This window comes from Nocardia carnea, from assembly GCF_029869215.1.
Lineage (GTDB): Bacteria > Actinomycetota > Actinomycetes > Mycobacteriales > Mycobacteriaceae > Nocardia > Nocardia carnea_B.
Window position 1 is genome coordinate 1 of the sequence record NZ_JARWPM010000457.1, and the last position, 18868, is coordinate 18868.

An 18868-nucleotide genomic window follows, 5' to 3' on the forward strand; every position below is an offset into this window, starting at 1 on the left:
CCGTCTTACCGCCCCCCCCCCCCGGCTGCGGGCGGCGTCGGCCGCTACGGAGCGGGGGGGGTGCCCCCCAAACCACTACCCCCCACCGGCCCGCCGGGGGGGCCACTTCCGCCCCCCACCGCCCCCCCGCGGTGTGCGGACCCTACCGGTCAGGTGCTGACGATGAATTCCTCTTTCGCCTTGTTGTCGAAATAGGCCTTCGTCTCCCGGTAGACCAGCGGCGAAAGGATCAGCAGGCCGATGAGGTTCGGCAGTGCCATCAGGCCGTTGGCCACATCGGAGAACACCCAGACCGTGTCCAGTTCGCGGGTGGCGCCTACGAAAACCACCAGAATGAACACGATCCGGTACGGCAGCACCAGGGCGTTCCCGAACAGGAACTCGATGCAGCGGTCGCCGTAGTAGGACCAGCCGAGAATGGTGGAGAAGGCGAAGAAGACGATGCTGATCGTCACGATCACACTGCCCCAGGTGCCCGGCAGTGCGTCGGCGAATGCCGCGGCGGTGTAGGTAGCCGGTGAGGCATCGCTCTTCCAGACTCCGGTCACCACGATCACCAGGCCGGTGAAGGATACGACGACCAGCGTGTCGATGAAGGTCTGGGTCATCGACACCAGCGCCTGCCGCACCGGATGCGTGGTCGACGCCGCGGCCGCGGCGATACCACCGGTACCGAGCCCCGACTCGTTGGAGAAGATGCCCCGGGCCACGCCGTACTGGATGGCCGCGGCGACACCTGCGCCGACGAAACCGCCGGTCGCCGCGGTACCGGTGAAGGCGTCGGAGACGATCTCCCCGATGGCCGCGGGCAGATCCTCGATCCGGAAGATCAGCACGGCGAGCGCGCCCAGGATGTAGAGCACGATCATGACCGGGACGAAGACGCTGGCCACCCGGCCGATCCCCTTGATCCCGCCCAGGATCACCGCGGCGGCGAGGACGGTGATGATCAACCCGGTGATCCAGGTCTGCACATTCCATTCCGATTCGATATTCGCCGCGACCGTATTGGCCTGCGTCATATTGCCGATACCGAACGAGGCGACCACCCCGGCCACGGCGAAGAAACCGCCGAGGAAGATACCGACCGGGCCCTTGATGCCCTGCCGGAGGTAGTGCATCGGACCACCGGCCTGTTTACCGGCCGCGTCGGTACGGCGGAAACGCACACCCAGGAACGCCTCGCTGTACTTGGTGGCCATGCCGACCAGGCCGGTCACCCACATCCAGAACACCGCGCCCGGCCCGCCGAGCGAGATGGCCGTGGCGACGCCGGCGATATTGCCCACGCCCACGGTGGCCGCCAGCGCGGTGGACAACGCCTGGTAGTGCGAGATATCGCCTTCGGCGTCCGCGTCGCTGCGATCGAGGAAACCGAGCCGGAACGCGAGCGCGAACCGGCGCAGCTGAATACCGCGCAGCAACACGGTCAGGTACAGCCCCGTCAGGAGGAGCAGCGGGATCAGCAGCCAGGGACCCCAGATGAAGTCACTGGCATTGCCGAGGAACTCGTCGAACCCGTCCATATGAGAGAAAACCGCCTCGTAGTACGGACCGTGGCCGGCGTCGCGCCACGGTCACCGGGTCACCGGCGCATCGCCGCTGAACATTTCGGTTGGCATTCAACCATCCCGGTCCGGCCGTGGCGCGATGAGTGCACGACGATACGTATCGAACATGCATTCGTGAATGTCCCGAAATGCCGGGTCGCCGGTGGCCGGGGTCCCGGGGATATGCGAGCTCCCTCCTGTCCAGGGGGATTGCCGGAGAACTCGGCGTCGGGGTTTCCGTGCCGTGGTGCAGGGTGCCGGTTCAGGAACTGCCGGTTCCTGCTGCCCGCCCCGGGCCGGTGACCAGGGGTAGGTCGAGGGTGGTGCGGATACCGGGGGCGGCTTCCACCACCGCGGGGACGGCGTTGACCACGCGCATCGCGGTCGCCACCAGACCGGCGTGATTGTGGTCGCCGTGATCGCTCGAGAGACGGATATCCATGTGGTAGTTCGGTTCGCCGGTGATCTCGACCCGGTAGGAGCCGCCCTCCTGCGCCGGTTGCGGCCACTCGGGGGCCAGATCGGCACGCAACCGGGTGACATGCTCGAGCACCGTGACGACCTCGCCGCCCACCATGCCGCGCACCTCGAAACGCACCCCGGCGGTGGTACCGGCGGTGATCGGGCCCGCGGCGATCTCGAAATCCTCCGGCGCGGGAATCCGCTCATGGGTTTCGGTGACGGCATCCAGTTCCACTCCGAGCCCCGCCGCCAGCTGTCGCACCACACTGCCCCAGGCCAGCGACAGCACGCCTGGTTGCAGCAGCATCGGAGTTTCGTCCAGCGGTTTGCCGAAGCCCATGATGTCGAACATCACCGCCGCGTTGTCATAGGTGGCGTAGTCGACGATTTCCATACAGCGGATCCGGTCGACCCGGCGGCAGGTGCCCGCGAGAGCCAGCGGCAGCAGATCGTTGGCGAATCCGGGATCGATACCGTTGACGAAAATCGAGGCACCGCCCGTGGCCGCGGCCTCCTCGATCGGGCGCAGCAGATCCTCCGGCAGGACCTGCCAGGGATACTGCAGGAACACCGGTGCGCTGGCCGCCACGTTCACGCCCGCGGCCAGGATGTCCCGGAGCTCGGCCAGCGCCTCCACGAGGCGGTTGTCGGTCATCGCCGTATAGACCACGGCGTCGGGTTTCGCGGCGAGCAGCGCCGCGGCATCGGTGGTCGCAGCGACGCCGGTGCGGATATCGAGGCCGGCCAGTTCACCGGCGTCCCGGCCCTCCTTCTCGCTGCTGGAGACGTGGACGCCGATCAGCTCGAACCGCGGGTCGTCGATGATTCCGGCCAGGGCGTGCTTACCGACATTGCCGGTGCCCCAATGCACTACGCGATAGGTCACGGTGTTCTCCTCACAGGTCCGGGATCGGGATATCGAGATTCGGCGCGATCAGCCCGCCGTCGGTTTCGATGACCTTGCCGGTCAGGTATCCGCCGGCCGGGGAGGCCAGGAACACGGCGGTGGCCGCGATATCGGCCGGGTCGCCGATCCGGCGCAGCGGGGTCGCCTGCTCCAGGGCTCCGCGCAGGTTGTCGTCCGCGGCGACGATCTCCAGGGCGGAGGTCGCGATGGAACCGGGGGCGATGGCATTGACCCGGATCCGTGGGCACAGGTCCATCGCGGCGAGCCGGGTGTAGTGCGCGAGCGCGGCCTTGGCGGTGCCGTAGGCGGCGAACGCCCGGCCCGGCAGCCGGCCCATCGTCGAGGTGATATTGATGATCGAACCGCCGTCGGCGGTGTCCAGCATGCGGGGGACGGCGGCCCGGATCAGGGCATGCGCGTTGGCGACATTGAAATCGAACGCCTGTGTCAGAGTGTCCGGCGAGGTGTCGAGCAAAGGTTTCGGCAGCGCGCCGCCGACATTGTTGACCACGATATCGAGGCGGCCGAACTCCGTGACGGCGGTTTCCGCCAGCGCGGCGCAGGCGGTGGGGTCGGCGAGGTCGGCCACCACGACATGGGCACGCCGGCCCAGTTCGCGGACCTGGCCGGCTACCGATTCGAGATCGGCTTCGGTGCGTGCGGCGATCACGACGTCCGCGCCGGCCTCGGCGAAGCCCAGGGCGATCGCGGCGCCCAGACCGCGGCCCGCGCCGGTCACCACGGCTACCCGGTCGTCGAGCCGGAACCTGTCCAGAATCATGGGCCTCTCCTGAGATCGACTAGTCTGATGACGAATATTCGACGAACTTCCATCGAATAGTCGATGCAGTGTAGGGCTCGGCAGAGCGGGCGACAAGGGAGCGGTGACAGATGGCGGTAGCGGGTTCCCCGCCCACCCGGCGAGTGGTGGCGGTGGTCGAACTACTGCGGGAATCGCCCCGGGCGCGCACGGTGTCCGAGATCGCCGACGCGCTGTCGCTGGCCCGCGCCACCGTGACCGCCGTACTCGCCGAACTGTCCGTGGCGCAATGGGTCGTGCGTGATGCAAGCCGCGCGTACCGGCTGGGACCGGCCCTGGCACGGCTCACCACCGCGGAGACGCCGGGTATCGACGCGGCCGTCGGCGCGGAACTGGCGGCCTTGGCGGAGGCGGCCGGATGCGGAGCGACGCTGAGCCGGATCACCGGAGGCCGGCTCACTCTGGTCGCCAAACAGTACGCGAACGCGCCGGTCGTGCCCGGATTGTCGGTGGGCCAGTCGATTCCGCTGGCGTACCCGGCCGGCGCCGCGGTGATGCCGTGGCGGCCGTCCGCCGAACGGGACCGCTGGCTCGGCTCGGCCACCGACGCGGCCGCGGCGCGTGCGCTGCTCGATTTCGTCACCACGTACGGATTCGCCATGTTCCGGCCGGAGGACGACGACGCCGGACTGGTCGACGTGCTCACCGAACTGCTCGGCGCGCTCGGTGCCGAACTACTGCAGCCGGGCCTGCGCGCGAAACTCCTGCGTCAGCTCGCCCGGCTGACCGCGCGTGCCTACACCGCGGCGGATCTCGAAGCGCCGCACGCGCTTCCGGTGAGCTATATCTCCGCGCCGGTGTCCCGGGGCGCGGAAACGCCGTACGAGGTGCAGCTGGGTCCGCTGCGCGCGGAGGTCGGCCCGGCCGACCGGGCGCGCTATGCCCGGCTCATCCGGGCGGGAGCCCGGGCGATTTCGGCGGCGTTCGAATGGGGTGGCCCGCGAGGGACGGAGCGGACCGGGTCGGATGTTCGCCCGAAAGAAGTTCGGCAACAGCTTCCGGCGTCCAATGCCCGGCCGCGCCCGGACGGCTCGCGAGGTAGCCGGCCGTCTCGGTGAGCGACCAGCCGTGCGCCGTGCGTAGTCCGATGCCGATCCGGCGGAGATACACCGGTGCGGGCGGGTTACCGGGCAGGTCGCGCCAGCGCCGGCCCGCGGTGCAGGTGACGATCGGTATGCCCTGAAAGGAGCCGGGACACACCAGGGTTTCGTAGCGGCCGGGGCCGAGGCGGGCGCGGCCGGTGCGCAGGACCTCGGTGAGATCGAGGTCGATGCCCGCCGGGCGGTACATCTCCTGCGCAGCGATATCGCTGAACTGCGCCCTGGTCAGTAGATAGGCGTGCACCGGGGTGTCGGCGGGCGTCGCCGGATCGTAGAAGGCGCGCCCACCGGACCAGATCGCCGATCGTGTCGCGAAATAGAGCAACCCCGGCAGGATCATGCCGATCGACCGCGCGGGCGGTGTCCGGTCCCGGCAGCCGCGTAGCGGCGACCGGCCGACGGCGGATTCGCCCGCGGTGATCGGTGCGGCGACAGCACCGTCGGGAATATCACCGGACAGATAGCAGCCCAGACGATCCGGATGCGCATTCGACCCGTAGGCCGCGTACCACACCAGGTCCGGCGTGGCCGGCGGATCGGCATCGGTTCGCGGTCTCGCCACGGCGACGGTCCGTCCGCTCACTGGTTCTCACCACCTCGCTGCGGCATCGGGCCGGTGACGCGGTGCGTACCCGCGCACCGCGCCGGCCCACTCAGATCTTGCGGATCACCGTCACGACCTTGCCGAGGATCCGTGCGTCGTTACCCGGGATCGGCTCGAACAGCGGATTGTGCGGCATCAGCCAGACATCCTTACCGCTGCGCTTGAACGTTTTGACGGTGGCTTCGCCGTCGAGCATGGCCGCGACGATATCGCCGTTGTCGGCCACGTTCTGCTGCCGGACCACCACCCAGTCACCGTCGCAGATAGCGGCGTCGACCATGGATTCGCCGACGACCTTCAGCAGGAACAGTGATCCGTCGCCGACCAGCTCGCGCGGGAGCGGGAACACATCCTCCACGGCCTGTTCGGCCAGGATCGGGCCACCGGCGGCGATCCGGCCCAGAACCGGTACGTAGGTGGGGACCGGCTGGTCGGTGCCGCCGTCCTCGGTGCGGGCGACGGTGTCGGCGGCCACCGCGCCATCGGCGGGGGTCAGCGTCGTCACCGAACGGACGGCTTCGTCCATTCCGCGAACGTCCACGGCGCGCGGGCGGTTGGGGTCGCGGCGCAGATAACCCTTGCGCTCCAGCGTGCGCAACTGGTGGGCGACCGACGAGGTCGAATTCAGCCCCACCGCATCGCCGATCTCGCGGATGCTGGGCGGATAGCCGCGCATGCTCACCGAGGACCGGATCACGTCGAGCACCTTGCGCTGACGCACGGTGAGATCCGCCCCGGTCGCCACCGGTTCGGGGCCGGCGCCGAGATCGGCTCCGTCACCCGTGTCGTCTGATTGGCTCACCACAACCGCCCTTTCTCGTCGGTCTTCGCGTCCGGTGGCCCACGCCCGAGCGTGATCCGCACCGGAGGTGCCCGAAGTTCTTACCGTGGCAGTGAATCTAGTCCGAGCGTTGCGATCTATCAAACATCTGTTCGAGGTATGTCCGGCGTTGCTACTGACAACGGCTCCTTCGCATGGTAGAAATTCGAACATCAGTTCGTCGAACATTTGATCGAATTCCGCCGAGCATCCGCGAAGCCACGGAGGTCCATCCGATGAACACTGCGATCAGCGTGACCGGCTCCGGTGCGTGGGAAGACGCCACCACCCCTACGACCCTCGTTCCGATCCCGCCGGGGGAGACCGGAACCGGGCAACCGGGTGATGACGGGTCACCGGTGCCGGTCACCGGCCGGGCCGTCCGGTCCTGCGCCGGGATCGCACGGCCGGCGGTGGCGGCGCGCGGCGCCCGGCCGCCCCTCCCCGCGCCTTCCGGCGCGCCGGTCGGTGCACCCGGCCGGCGTCGCGCCGCTGTCCGCATCGCGCCCGCCCATACCCCGGCGCGCCGGGGCCCGGCGGTCGCGCCCGCACCGGCCGAACTCGTCGAGCGCGCCCGCGCGGGTTTCGCGGCGACAGCTCTGACGGCAGTGATCACGGCCGCCGTCGTGACCGGATTCCTCGCCCTTGCGCACCTGCGCGCCCCCGACCCCCAGCCCGCCCCGGTGCCGACCGGGATACCGGCCGTGGCGGTCCCGCCGGGCGCCGGTCCGGGCGCGGGGATCCGGTAGCCGATGGCCGGGTCCGGGCCCGGTCCCGGGGTGAGCGAAACCACGGCACACCCCGTGCCGGTATCCTCGATGTGTTATGCAGATGAGCCGGTGCCTGCCGCCGGCCCACCCGGTACCGGGCAGCCACCCGGTGCCAGCGCTCGCCGGACCCGCGACCGCCGCCGGTTCGGCCGCGAGCGTTCGCAGCGACGAAGGACCCCGGATGCATTGCCCGTACTGCCGACACCCCGACTCCCGGGTCGTCGACTCGCGACTGGCCGACGAGGGCGCCGCCATTCGCCGCAGACGCGCATGCCCGGAATGCGGCCGTCGCTTCACCACCGTGGAAACGGCGATCCTGTCGGTCGTCAAACGCAGTGGGGTCACCGAGCCGTTCAGCCGGGAGAAGGTCATCCGCGGGGTGCGGCGGGCCTGCCAGGGCCGCGAGGTCGACGACGACGCGCTGAACCTGCTGGCCCAGCAGGTAGAGGACGCGGTGCGGGCCAAGGGGTCGCCCGAGGTGCCGAGCCATGAGGTCGGCCTGGCGATTCTCGGGCCGCTACGCGAACTGGACGAGGTGGCGTATCTGCGTTTCGCCTCGGTGTATCGCTCGTTCACCTCGGCCGAGGATTTCGAACGCGAGATCCGGGAGATCCGCCGCGCGCGTGCCGCGGTAGTCGGCGGCGAATGATCCGGCGCCGCCGGCCGGTCCCCGGGAGTCGTACGACGTCGGCTGTCTTCAGCGCCGAACGGCGGCGGCCGCCTTCTGAATCCGCTTGACCGAGACCGGATACGGCGTGCCGAGCCGCTGCGCGAACAGGCTGACCCGTAGTTCCTGGATCATCCACCAGAGCTCGATGACCTCCGGCGCGGACCGCCGCGACTCCGGCAGTCCCGCGAGCAGTTGGTTGTAGACGGAGGTGGCCGTATCGACCTCGGTCATGGCGCCGCGGTCACGGTCGGCCGAACCGGGTAGCGCCGCCAGTCGTTCGGCGGCGCCGCGCAGGTAGCGGGGGAGTTCCCGCAACCGCCCCGGGCCCCATTCCGAGACGAAACCGGCGAAGACGAGTTCGGCCAGCTGCTCGCGGACGTCGGCGGCGATATCGGCTTCCCGCACCGCTGGCAGCGCGGCCGAAACTTCATGGGCCGCAGCCAGCACCGGGACCAAGAGGCGGACCAGGCGGGTCACCACGTCGTTGAACTTCGGCCGGATCGCCGCTACCAGCCGATCGAATCGGTCCGGGTCGCGTACCGGCCCGCCGGCCGCGGTGATCAGCTGGTCGGCGGCCGCGGCGCGGCAGTCTTCGACGAGTGCATCCACCGAACCGTACGGATTCTGGCTCAGTACCAGCCGATCGGCCGGTGACAATCCGGCGGTGACCGCGCGCACCGAGGTCGGGATCGCGGCCAGCACCAGTGCGCGGGTCCCGGCGCGCATGGCCCGGGCCTGTTCGGCGGGTGTTTTCAGGACCCGGACCGCCACGCCCTCGGCTTCCGGAACCAAGGCGGGATAGCCGGTGATCGGCTGCCCGCCGACCTCCCGGCGTACCGTGGCCGGTAGCGCACCCAGCGATTCCGAGGTCCAGACGGTGGCCGGCGCCCGTTCGGCGCCCGCCGTGGCCGCGGCCACCGACGCCGAAACCTGGTCGGACAGCCGGTTTCTGAGTTCCACCAGGCTCTTGCTGGTAGCCAGGACGCGGCCGTCGGTATCGACGGCGGCGAAGGTCATCCGGAGGTGGTCGGGTAACGCCGCTGGGTTCAGATCCGCCGGGGCGATGGGGGTTCCGGCCAGCCGGGTGAGTTCGCGGGCCAGTCCGGTGCGCAACGGCTCGGCGCGGGCGGTGAGTGCGGCGAGCGCGGCAGCGGCGAAATCCGGGGCCGGTACCACGGCGCGCCGCAGGTGTTTGGGCAGGGTTTTGATCAGCCCTGCGGCGAGTTCCGCACGCATACCGGGCACCAGCCAATCGAAGCCGACCGCCCGGACATGGGCCAGCTGGGCCACCGGAATCCGCACCGTGACACCGTCGTCGGCCTGTCCCGGCTCGAACTGGTAGGTGAGCGGGAAGGACAGTTCGCCCTGGCGCCAGGTGTCGGGGAACGCGGCCGGGTCCAGCCGGTCGGCGCCCTCGTTGACCACGGCGTCGGTGGTGAAATCGAGCTGGTGCGGATTCTCGCGGCGGGCCGTTTTCCACCAGGTGTCGAAATGCCGGACCGAGACGATATCGGCCGGGATGCGCCGATCGTAGAAATCGAACAGCACCTCGTCGTCGACCAGGATGTCGCGTCGGCGGGCCCGGTGCTCCAGATCGGCGATATCCTCGAGCAGGGCGCGGTTGCGGTGGAAGAACTCGTGCCGCGTCTGCCATTCGCCCTGCACGAGAGCATGGCGCAGGAACAGCTCCCGGGTGATTTCCGGATCGATCCGGCCGTAGTCGACCAGGCGTCCGGTGACCAGCGGGACGCCGTAGAGCGTCACCCGTTCGTAGGCCCGGGCGGTACCGCGTTTCGACGACCAATGCGGTTCGGAATAGGTGCGTTTCACCAGTTCCCCGGCGAGCCGTTCGGCCCATTCGGGTTCGATCCGGGCCGCCATCCGGCCCCACAGCCGGGAGGTCTCCACCAGCTCCGCCGCCATCACCCAGCGCGGTGGTTTCTTCGCCAGCGCCGAGCCGGGGAAGATCATGAACTTGGCATTGCGCGCGCCCAGGAATTCCCGGGATTCCGCCTCGCGCACACCGATATGCGACAGCATGCCGGACAGCAATGCCTGGTGGATCGCGGTCGTATCCCACGGGTCGGTATCCGGCGTCATCTCGTCGAGCGGGCGCGGCCCGTGCGCCCGGACCGCGGTGGTCTCGGTACCCCGTCCCGCGCCGGCGGAGTCCCCCGCAGGCTTTTTCGGACGGTCGCCGCGGCGCCGCCGGGAACGGGCGGGGCCGTCGGCGTTTTCCTCCCGGCCCGGCCGGTGCGGACCCGCGTCCGTGCTGCGATCGTGCAACGACCAGCCCATGCCCTTGGTGATGGTGCGCAGCTGACCGTAGAGGTCCTGCCACTCCCGGATCCGCAGATAGTGCAGGAACTCCTCCCGGCACATCCGGCGGAACCGGTTGGCCGACAAGGCCCGCCGCTGACCCGTGAGGTACTCCCACAGCCGCAGATAGGCCAGGAAGTCGGAATTCGGCACGCTGAACCGGGCATGCGCGGTATCTGCGGCCTGCTGTTGATCGGCCGGTCGTTCGCGCACATCCTGGATCGACAACGCCGCCACGATCACCAGCACATCGGCCAGGCAGCCCGTGCGGTGCGCCTCCACGAGCATCCGGCCCATGCGCGGATCCACCGGTAACCGGGCCATTTCCCGCCCGACCGGGGTGAGCGTATGGCCTGCTTCCGGGCTACCGGAGCCCGCGGCGGGCCGCACCGAGCTGCCGGGAAGTCCGGAATCGACCGGCGGGGCCTGGGGCGCGGTGGTTCCGGCGGGCATATCCGGGGCGTCGTCGCCGGCGTTGCGGTCGGGCTTCTCCGTAGCGGTTCCCGTGGATTCGCCGTCCGGCACCGGATGCGAAGCGTGGGTCCCGGCTTGGGTATCTGCCCGCGGCCCCGGCGTCCGCCGGACCAGTGCGCCCAGCTCCTCCAGCAGGGCGACACCGTCGCGAACCGCCCTGTTGTCGGGGGCTTCGACGAAGGGGAACCGCTCGATCGCGCCGAGCCCGAGGGAAGTCATCTGCAGGATGACCGCCGCGAGATTGGTACGCAGGATCTCCGGATCGGTGAAGGCCGGCCGCGCGTCGAAATCGTCCTCGGAGTACAGGCGGATACAGATCCCGTCGGCCACCCGGCCGCAGCGGCCGGAGCGCTGCCGGGCGGAGGCCTGCGAAATCGGCTCGATCGGCAGCCGCTGCACCTTCGTCCGCAGCGAGTACCGCGAGATCCGCGCCGTACCGGGATCGACGACATAGCGGATCCCCGGCACCGTCAGCGAGGTCTCGGCGACGTTGGTGGCCAGCACCACCCGCCGCCCGCTGTGCGGGGCGAAGACGCGATGTTGTTCGGCCGCCGACAACCGCGCGTACAGCGGCAGGATCTCGGTGCGGGGGAGTTTCAGATCGGCCAGCGCGTCGGCGGTATCGCGGATCTCCCGTTCGCCGGACAGGAACACCAGCACATCGCCGTCGCCCTCGGCGAACAGTTCCACCACGGCCTCGCAGATGGCGTCCACCGGGTCCCGGTCCACCGCGCGATCCTCGTCGTCGTCCTCGGTGTCCGCCACGGCGGGCAGGGCCAGCGGGCGGTAGCGGATCTCGACCGGATACGAGCGCCCGGAGACCTCGACGATCGGCGCCGGGTTCCCGGCCGCGTCGGCGAAATGCCGGGCGAACAGGTCGGGGTCGATGGTCGCCGAGGTGATGATGATCTTGAGGTCCGGCCGCCGCGGCAGCAGCTGTTTCAGATATCCCAGCAGGAAATCGATATTGAGACTGCGTTCGTGCGCCTCGTCGATGATGATCGTGTCGTAGGCCCGCAACAGCCGGTCGCGCTGGATCTCCGCCAGCAGGATGCCGTCGGTCATCAGTTTGATCAGCGTGTGCTCGGCGGCCTGATCGGTGAAGCGCACCGTATAGCCGACCGCGTCGCCCAGTTCGGTATCGAGTTCGGTGGCGATCCGCTCCGCGACCGTGCGGGCCGCGAGCCGGCGCGGCTGGGTGTGCCCGATCGCGCCGCGGATACCCCGGCCCAGCTCCAGGCAGATCTTCGGGATCTGCGTGGTCTTGCCGGACCCGGTCTCCCCGGCGACGACCACGACCTGGTTCGCGGCGATGGCAGCGGCGATATCGTCGCGCCGCGCCGTCACCGGAAGCTGTTCCGGGTAGGTGATGGCGGGCAGCGCCGCGTGCCGGGCCGCGACGCGCTGTTCGGCGGCGGCGATCTCCGCTTCGATCCGGGTGAGATCGCCACCGCGACCCCGGTCGAGCTGTTTACGCAGCCGGTGTTCGTCGCGGAGGGTGAGTGAGGCCAACCGGGTACGAAGCTCCCGGTGCGTGACGGCGGTCCTGGTCATTGCGTTGACCAGGGTAACGAAACTTCCGGTCGGGGCCGGCGGCGGTCACGGCCGGATACCACGGGGCGCCGGCCGGCCCGGTCCGCGCGATCCCGTCGCTGCGCATGCTGTCGCGCGCACCGCGGGCCGCGGGCCGGAGCCGCGGTGCGCGGAACCGTTCCCCGGGCCGGCGGCCGCATGGGACCATATCCGGGGTGCTTCTTTCGTGAAAGGTTCTGCGGCATGGGTGATTTCGTTTTCGGTCATGCCGCGGTCCGGGTCTGTGTGGCGCTGTTGTTCCTGGTCGCGGGTGCGCTGGTGCTGACCCGGGTGGCGCACCGTCCGGTGCTCGCGGGGGAGCGGTACCCCAGCACCGGTTGCGCCGGGCCGGCCGGCGATCACGAGGCCGATGCGGCGCATCTGCTGATGTGTGCCGTGATGCTGGTCATGGTGTTGTTCCCCACCGTGCCGCACGCGCACGCCCTGCACGGTGTGCTGCTGGCGATGACACTGGTCTTCGGCCTGCTGCTGGCCGGCCGGATCGCGGGGCGGGATCGGGCCCGGCCGGGGAACACCGGCCCGCTCGGGTATCACCTGGTGGCGGCTGTAGTGATGCTGGTGACCATGTCGGGGCATTCCACCGCGGAGCACGGTGCCGCGCCGGGGGCCGTACCGGTGATCCTTGCGCTGATGTTCCTGGCGGATGCGGTCGCGGTGACGGTCACCGCGCGGCACGGTGGTCGTCTGTGGTGGGCGGTGCATCCGGCGGCATCCGGCAGCGCATGGCCGGCCGGGGCACTGCCGCACGTGATCATGGACCTGGGCATGGCGTACATGCTGCTCCCGGGTGCGCTCGGCTGAGCTACCCGGCCGGCACCGAGCTACCCGGCCGGCACCGAGCAACTCGGTCGGTCTCGCCGAGCTGTGTCGGCCGGGACGTTTCGGTGAGGTGTCGACCGCAACGATCAGTGCTGTGCCGGCCGGGACCTCGAGTGTTGCGTGGGCCGGAACCATCAGTGCTGCGTCGGCCGAGCGGATCAGTGCGGCGTCGGCCGGGCACGCCCGGTTCGGCGCACCGGCCTTTCGTCTCGAGGTGCGTCGGCGGCGGGGGCGCGCTGCGGGTCCTGCTGTGCGTGCGGGTGGGCTGCGGGTGCGGCCGGGCCCGCGGCGCGGCCGCGGAGCACGGTCGAGATCCGGACGTGGCGCGGTGCCAGCGCGGCGCGCAGGTACTCGGCGACCTTGCCGGCGCTGTCCGCGGCGCTCCCGCAGGTGAAGACGTCGACGAAGATATCGCCGGACTCGGGATAGGTGTGCAGAGAGGCATGCGATTCGGCCAGCAGGGCCAGCACCGTGACACCGCGCGGCGCGAACTGCTTTCCCACCATCTCGCAGATCGTGACGCCCGCCGCGGTCAACGCCCCGCGCAGTGCGGCCTCGAGCCGGTCCCGGTCGTCGCACAGCGCGCTGTCGACCCCGCCGAATTCGGCCAGCACATGCCGGCCGGTGAACTCCGCCGTCACGACCCCTCGACCTCACTCATACGCATTCGGCGCCGGCGGTCAACCGGAAACCACCGTGACCTCGTCGAACACCACCTCGCCGGCGGCGTCGGATTCGGCCAGATCCACCGTCGCGATTATCGCCCAGCCGTGATCTCCGGACGGATCGTCGAGGGTCTGGCGCACCTGCCAGAAACCGGGCCGCTGTTCGATCCGGAACAGTTGCGGGCCGCGGGCGTCGGGTCCGGTGCCGAGCGTGCCGTACTCGGCGAAATAGGGCTGTAGATCGGTCTCCCAATCCGGGCCCGGGGACAGTTCGGCCAGTTCGGCCCAGCGGCGGCGGGCGGCGAGCTCGACCCGGCGGAACATGGCATTGCGCACCATCACCTTGAAAGCGCGTTCGTTGGCGGTGATGGGCCGCACCGTTTCGGCGCCGAACGCAAGCTGCTCGGCGTCGGTTTCGGCACCCGCGCCGGTGAGCTGTTCCCATTCGTCGAGCAGACTGGAATCGACCTGGCGGACCAACTCGCCCAGCCATTCGGTGAGGTCGTCGAGTTCCTCGGTCCGGGCCGCCTCCGGGACCGTGCGGCGCAGCGCCCGGTAGGCGTCGGCGAGGTAGCGCAGCACCACGCCCTCCGAACGCGCGAGCTCGTAGTAGGAGATCAGCTCGGTGAAGGTCATCGCCCGCTCGACCATATCGCGCACCACCGATTTGGGGGCGGGCGCGAATTCCGAGAGCCAGGGGTGCCCGGCCCGGTAGGTGTCGTAGGCAGCCTCGATCAGGTCGGCGAGAGGTTTCGGCCAGGTGATCTCCTCGAGCAGTTCCATCCGCTCGTCGTATTCGATGCCCTCGGCCTTCATCTCGGCCACCGCCTCGCCGCGGGCCTTGTGCTGCTGGGCCATCAGCAGCTGGCGCGGATCCTCGAGTGTCGCCTCGACCAGCGACACCATATCCAGCGCGTAATTCGGGGAGTCCCTGTCGAGCAGTTCGAAGGCGGCCAGCGCGAACGGCGACAACGGCTGGTCCAACGCGAAATCGCGCTGCAGATCGACGGTCAGGCGGGCGTAGCGGCCCGTGTCGTCGGGTTCGGGCAGCTGTTGTACGACACCGGCGTCGCGCAGTGCGCGATACAGCCGGACGGCCCGCAGGATGTGGCGGCGCTGCGCGGGCCGCGGTTCGTGGTTGTCCTCCAGCAGATGGCGCATCGCCTCGAAACAGTTGCCCGGGCGGGCGATCACGTTCAGCAGCATCGAGTTGGTCACCGCGAAACGCGACACCATGGGCTCGGGTGCGGCGGTCACCAGGCGTTCGAACGTTTCCTCGCTCCACGAGACGAAACCCTCGGGCGGTTTGCGGCGCTGCACCTTCCGCATCTTCTTCGGATCGTTACCCGCCTTCGCCAGCAGCCGGGTGTTCTCGATCTCGTGTTCGGGGGCCTGCACCACCACCGTGCCCATCGTGTCGTACCCGGCCCGCCCGGCGCGGCCCGCGATCTGATGGAACTCCCGGGCCTTGAGCCGCCGGGTGCGGACGCCGTCGAATTTGGTGAGCCCGGTGAGCAATACGGTGCGTATCGGTACGTTGATGCCCACCCCGAGTGTGTCGGTGCCGCATACCACTTTCAGCAATCCGTCCTGTGCGAGCTTCTCCACCAGCCGCCGGTACTTCGGCAGCATGCCCGCATGATGCACGCCGATACCGTGCCGGATCAGCCGCGACAGCGTCCGGCCGAAACCCGACGAGAACCGGAACTCACCGAGCGCCTCGGCGATCGCGTCCTTTTCGGCCCGGCTCGCGAAATTCGCGCTGGTCAGCGCCTGCGCCCGTTCCAGTGCGGCGGCCTGGGTGAAATGCACCACGTAGACCGGGGCCTGATGGGTGGTTACCAGTTCGGTGAGGGTCTCGGTGATCGGGGTGCGCGCATAGGAGAAGTTCAGCGGGACCGGGCGTTCGGTACCCGCCACCACCGCGGCACTGCGGCCGGTGCGCCGTTCGAGGTCCGCGGCGAAGAAATCGACCTCGCCGAGCGTCGCCGACATCAGCAGGAACTGCGCGTGCGGAAGTTCCAGCAGCGGTACCTGCCAGGCCCAGCCGCGGTCGGGGTCGGCGTAGAAATGGAATTCGTCCATCACCACCTGGCCGATATCGGCCTCCGGCCCCTCCCGCAACGCCAGGTTGGCCAGGATCTCGGCGGTGGCGCAGATGATCGGCGCGGTCGGGTTGACCGCCGCGTCGCCGGTCACCATACCCACCCGTTCGGCACCGAAGATCTCGCACAGTGCGAAGAACTTCTCGCTGACCAGTGCTTTGATCGGTGCGGTGTAGTAGGTGCGGCGGCCGCCGGTCAGGGCGAACAGATGCGCGCCCACCGCGACCAGTGATTTTCCGGAGCCGGTCGGGGTGGCGAGAATGACATGGGAGCCGGACGCCAGCTCCAGCAGCGCCTCGTCCTGAGCGGGATACAGCGGCGTACCCTGATCGGCTGCCCATATCGCGAACGACTCGTACAACGCGTCGGCGTCGGTTCCCGGTATCTCGAGCAGTTCGGTCAGATCCACCCCGGACACCCTACGGCCTGTCCGGCGCCGATCACCGGCACGGTGGGCGTGTGCCGGTGATCGCCGCGATCAGTTCTGTTCGTCGTCGTCGGAGTAGCCGGCCTGTTCGGCGAGGAAGCGCTCGAATTCGGCGCCGAGCTCGTCGCCGCTGGGCAGTTCACCCTCGCCGACCAGCAGGCTGGACTGGCGTTCCTGGGCGGTGACGAAGGTGTCGTACTGCCGCTCCAGCGCCTGTACGACCGTCTCCACCTCGGCGTTCCCGGAAATATGCTCGTTGACCTGCTCGCGGACCCGGGCCGCGGCCTCACCCAGTGCGGCGAGCGGGAACTGCAGCCCGGAGTTCTCGCCGAGATGTTCGAGCAGTGTCTGTGCCGCCTCGGGGTACGAGGTCTGCGCCAGATAGTGCGGCACATGCACGGAGAACCCCAGCGATTCGTGGCCGTGCTGGGCCATCCGGTACTCGAGCAGCGTGGACGCGCTCGCGGGTACCTGGAGTTCGCCCGGCCAGCGCTGGTTGTCCGGGATGAGGTCGCGATTCGAGGAATGCGCGGTCACCCCCAGCGGGCGGGTGTGCGGGATCGCCATCGGGATGGCACTGAGCCCGATACTGCGCCGCACGCCCAGCTGTTCGGCCAGCAGCCGCACGGCCGTGGTGAATTTCTCCCAGCGCAGATCCGGTTCCATGCCGGCCAGCAGCAGGAACGGGGTGCCCGCGGTATCGCGTACCGCCCACAGGTTCAGCTCGGGCTCGGCGTAATCGGCGAAATGATCGGATTTGAACGTCATCAGCGGGCGGCGGGAGCGGTAGTCCAGCAGCTCGTCGACATCGAACGAGGCGACCAGCTCGCTTTCCAGGCTCTCCCGCAGATGCGTGGTGGCCAGCCGGACGGCATGGCCGGCGTCGGAGTAACCCTCGAGGCCGTGTACCAGGACCGGCCCCGAGCCGTCGTCGGACGACAGCTGCGGAGCGGGGAACTCCAGTTCGTACATTCGCGACTCGTAGTCCATCGCGTACTCCTTCCTGCGCGATCCGTCGGCGGGCCGGTCGTCATGCTGGGTGTCCGCTGCCGCGCCGCGAGCCGCGAATCACGCTCCATTGTCCCCCATGACGATGAACGGCCACACGCGGCCGCACCTCGGCGCTCGGTGATGACAACAGCGGGCGCCGCCGGTGAATTCCCGGCCCCGACCGGCCGCGATGCGGGATCGGGGTGTGCTGTGGCCGGCGGACGCAGGGAGTGTGGCACAGCCCGCGCGCGATTGTGCCGATTTTCGCGCCGGTGGCTCGGAAACGCCCAGCTGTCCGCCGGAACGCGCGCGGCGGTATACACAGCCCGAAGTTATCCACAGACCTGTTTCTTCGCGGTATCAGCCCAGTTCACGGCGGCGAGCTGTGCTGCCGCCGGCCGGATGATCGGTCCATGACACCCGCAGCCGCCTCGGCCTTCCCGCCGCCCACCACACCGACCGGCGTATCCGTGCCACCGGGCCCGGATGGTACGGGCCGGTCGCCCACCACACCCGCGCGTTCCGCCCGCTGCCCGACGGCCCGGGTTTTCTCCGCCCGGCCGGTTGCCGCGCCGGCCCCCGCTGCCCTGCGTGGCACGGCACACACCGAGTCCGGTGGCCGGTCGTCCGGCCGGGGCCGGTTGCGCTGCGGTGAGGGTGCGGCCGGCGAGTACGACTGGCTCGCCCGGCCGCACCCGGCCCGGCTCGACGATCCGGGAGATCTCCTCGCGGCCATCCCCGCCATGCTCGGTTTCTGCCCGGAACGCTCCCTGATCCTGGCCGTGCTCTGTGCGGGGACCGAGGCCCCGCACAGTGCGGTCGTCGATCTCGTCGTGCGGTTCGATCTCCTGCGTCCGGTGGACCGGCGGCCACCCGATACCACCACCGTGGCCGCGGCCGCGGCGCGGGTATGCGCCCGGCCGGGCGTGGTGGGCGTGCTCGCCGTCCTCGTCGACGACGATCTGGTGGAGCCGGAAAACGCTCTCGCGGAGCCTGTTCCGGTCCTGGCGGAACTGGAGCGGCGCCTGGCGGCCGCGGCGGTTCCGGTACGCGCTGCGTGGGCGGCTCCGGTGATCCGTGCCGGTCATCCCTGGTGGAGCCTCACCGACCCGCGGGAGCGCGGCCTCATCGCCGATCCGGCGGCCTCCCGGGTCACGCTGAACCGCGTCCTCGACGGGCGGCCGGTACGGCGCAGCCGCGACGAGCTGACGGCGCTGGTCGCCGCCGACACCGCATCGCACGCTCGGGTCTCGGCCGAACTCACCGCGGCCAAGGCCCGCGCCAAGGACCGCTACGCGGCGGCGGCCCGGCGTGGCGACCCGATCGGATTCCTACGCGGCGAACTCGCCACCGTGCTGTGGCTGATAGCGAGCGCCGAATCCGGTAGCGAACTCGACGCCCGGGAACTCGCGGATCTCGCCGTAGCGTTACGCGACCGGGAACTGCGGGACAGTATGTTCGCGCTCGCCGCCGGCCCGCACGCGGCGGCGGCCGAACAGCTGTGGCTATGGCTGACCCGCGCACTCCACGGCCCGGACCGGGCCGAATCAGCCACTCTGCTGGGCTATTTCGCCTACGTTCGGGGCGACGGCCCGTTCGCCGGGATCGCCCTGGACGCCGCGCTCTCGGCCGATCCGCATCACTCGATGGCGAATCTCCTGCACACGGCGCTGGAGGCCGGGATGCGCCCCGAACGTCTGCGGGAACTCGCCCGGTGCGGCCGCGACTGCGCCGCCGCACTCGGGGTAGACCTGGATGCGGGCCGATGGTGAG

At 69.9% G+C, this 18868-nt stretch carries 13 protein-coding genes; 5 read left to right on the forward strand and 8 right to left on the reverse strand.

Going from position 1 to position 18868, the window contains the following annotated elements:
- Nucleotides 1-149: 149 nt before the first annotated feature.
- The 3 genes from QH276_RS34995 to QH276_RS35005 all read right to left on the reverse strand — a co-directional run bounded on the left by QH276_RS34995 (nucleotide 150) and on the right by QH276_RS35005 (nucleotide 3700).
- Entirely contained in the window at nucleotides 150-1526 is a 1377-nt protein-coding gene (locus tag QH276_RS34995; protein WP_280402788.1) for an alanine/glycine:cation symporter family protein, read from the reverse strand.
- Between the two features lie 286 nt (nucleotides 1527-1812).
- A complete protein-coding gene (locus tag QH276_RS35000) occupies nucleotides 1813-2898 on the reverse strand; it encodes an NAD(P)H-dependent amine dehydrogenase family protein (RefSeq protein WP_280402787.1) in 1086 nt (361 codons plus the stop codon).
- A gap of 10 nt (nucleotides 2899-2908) precedes the next feature.
- Nucleotides 2909-3700 carry an SDR family oxidoreductase gene (locus QH276_RS35005; protein WP_280402786.1) on the reverse strand — a complete coding sequence of 264 codons (792 nt, stop codon included), beginning with the start codon at nucleotides 3698-3700 and terminating at the stop codon, nucleotides 2909-2911.
- A 110-nt stretch (nucleotides 3701-3810) separates the two neighbouring features.
- Between QH276_RS35005 and QH276_RS35010 the strand changes: the two genes are divergently transcribed.
- Nucleotides 3811-4797, forward strand: a complete 987-nt coding sequence (locus QH276_RS35010) for a helix-turn-helix domain-containing protein (RefSeq protein WP_280402785.1) — start codon at nucleotides 3811-3813, stop codon at nucleotides 4795-4797.
- A 695-nt stretch (nucleotides 4798-5492) separates the two neighbouring features.
- On the opposite strand, the gene lexA is transcribed toward QH276_RS35010, so the two are convergent.
- The gene (lexA, locus tag QH276_RS35015; RefSeq protein ID WP_280402789.1) at nucleotides 5493-6188 is read right to left on the reverse strand and encodes a transcriptional repressor LexA; all 696 of its coding nucleotides are present in this window, start codon (nucleotides 6186-6188) and stop codon (nucleotides 5493-5495) included.
- Between the two features lie 311 nt (nucleotides 6189-6499).
- Here lexA and QH276_RS35020 point away from each other — a divergent pair, with 311 nt between their 5' ends.
- Together QH276_RS35020 and nrdR are read left to right on the forward strand one after the other, a co-directional pair.
- Nucleotides 6500-7012 (forward strand): hypothetical protein, encoded by a 513-nt coding sequence (locus tag QH276_RS35020; RefSeq protein WP_280402784.1) that lies wholly within the window; start codon nucleotides 6500-6502, stop codon nucleotides 7010-7012.
- 202 nt (nucleotides 7013-7214) lie between these two features.
- Entirely contained in the window at nucleotides 7215-7682 is a 468-nt protein-coding gene (gene nrdR, locus QH276_RS35025) for a transcriptional regulator NrdR (protein WP_280402783.1), read from the forward strand.
- A 48-nt stretch (nucleotides 7683-7730) separates the two neighbouring features.
- Here the strand turns inward: nrdR and hrpA are convergent, their stop codons facing one another.
- A complete protein-coding gene (gene hrpA / locus QH276_RS35030) occupies nucleotides 7731-12050 on the reverse strand; it encodes an ATP-dependent RNA helicase HrpA (protein WP_280407044.1) in 4320 nt (1439 codons plus the stop codon).
- A 222-nt stretch (nucleotides 12051-12272) separates the two neighbouring features.
- Between hrpA and QH276_RS35035 the strand changes: the two genes are divergently transcribed.
- Complete coding sequence (locus QH276_RS35035; protein WP_280399254.1) at nucleotides 12273-12890, forward strand: DUF5134 domain-containing protein; 618 nt, start codon at nucleotides 12273-12275, stop codon at nucleotides 12888-12890.
- A gap of 176 nt (nucleotides 12891-13066) precedes the next feature.
- Here QH276_RS35035 and speD read toward each other — a convergent pair whose 3' ends face one another.
- The 3 genes from speD to QH276_RS35050 form a co-directional block, all read right to left on the reverse strand.
- Complete coding sequence (gene speD / locus QH276_RS35040) at nucleotides 13067-13549, reverse strand: adenosylmethionine decarboxylase (protein ID WP_280399253.1); 483 nt, start codon at nucleotides 13547-13549, stop codon at nucleotides 13067-13069.
- Nucleotides 13550-13588: 39 nt separating this feature from the next.
- Nucleotides 13589-16063, reverse strand: coding sequence for a DEAD/DEAH box helicase (locus tag QH276_RS35045; protein WP_432278638.1), 2475 nt, complete (start codon nucleotides 16061-16063; stop codon nucleotides 13589-13591).
- A 93-nt stretch (nucleotides 16064-16156) separates the two neighbouring features.
- Nucleotides 16157-17095, reverse strand: a complete 939-nt coding sequence (locus QH276_RS35050; RefSeq protein WP_280399251.1) for a PAC2 family protein — start codon at nucleotides 17093-17095, stop codon at nucleotides 16157-16159.
- 413 nt (nucleotides 17096-17508) lie between these two features.
- Here QH276_RS35050 and QH276_RS35055 point away from each other — a divergent pair, with 413 nt between their 5' ends.
- The gene (locus QH276_RS35055) at nucleotides 17509-18867 is read left to right on the forward strand and encodes a DUF4192 domain-containing protein (RefSeq protein ID WP_280399250.1); all 1359 of its coding nucleotides are present in this window, start codon (nucleotides 17509-17511) and stop codon (nucleotides 18865-18867) included.
- Nucleotide 18868: the final 1 nt, after the last annotated feature.

What these genes read in the sequence shown, in the direction of transcription:
- QH276_RS34995 (WP_280402788.1), bottom strand. Translation starts at nt 1,526, where the DNA reads ATGGACGGGTTCGACGAGTTCCTCGGCAATGCCAGTGACTTCATCTGG.
- QH276_RS35050 (WP_280399251.1), bottom strand. Translation starts at nt 17,095, where the DNA reads ATGGACTACGAGTCGCGAATGTACGAACTGGAGTTCCCCGCTCCGCAG.
- QH276_RS35020 (WP_280402784.1), top strand. Translation starts at nt 6,500, where the DNA reads ATGAACACTGCGATCAGCGTGACCGGCTCCGGTGCGTGGGAAGACGCC.
- QH276_RS35055 (WP_280399250.1), top strand. Translation starts at nt 17,509, where the DNA reads ATGACACCCGCAGCCGCCTCGGCCTTCCCGCCGCCCACCACACCGACC.
- QH276_RS35035 (WP_280399254.1), top strand. Translation starts at nt 12,273, where the DNA reads ATGGGTGATTTCGTTTTCGGTCATGCCGCGGTCCGGGTCTGTGTGGCG.
- nrdR (WP_280402783.1), top strand. Translation starts at nt 7,215, where the DNA reads ATGCATTGCCCGTACTGCCGACACCCCGACTCCCGGGTCGTCGACTCG.
- QH276_RS35005 (WP_280402786.1), bottom strand. Translation starts at nt 3,700, where the DNA reads ATGATTCTGGACAGGTTCCGGCTCGACGACCGGGTAGCCGTGGTGACC.
- QH276_RS35010 (WP_280402785.1), top strand. Translation starts at nt 3,811, where the DNA reads ATGGCGGTAGCGGGTTCCCCGCCCACCCGGCGAGTGGTGGCGGTGGTC.
- hrpA (WP_280407044.1), bottom strand. Translation starts at nt 12,050, where the DNA reads ATGACCAGGACCGCCGTCACGCACCGGGAGCTTCGTACCCGGTTGGCC.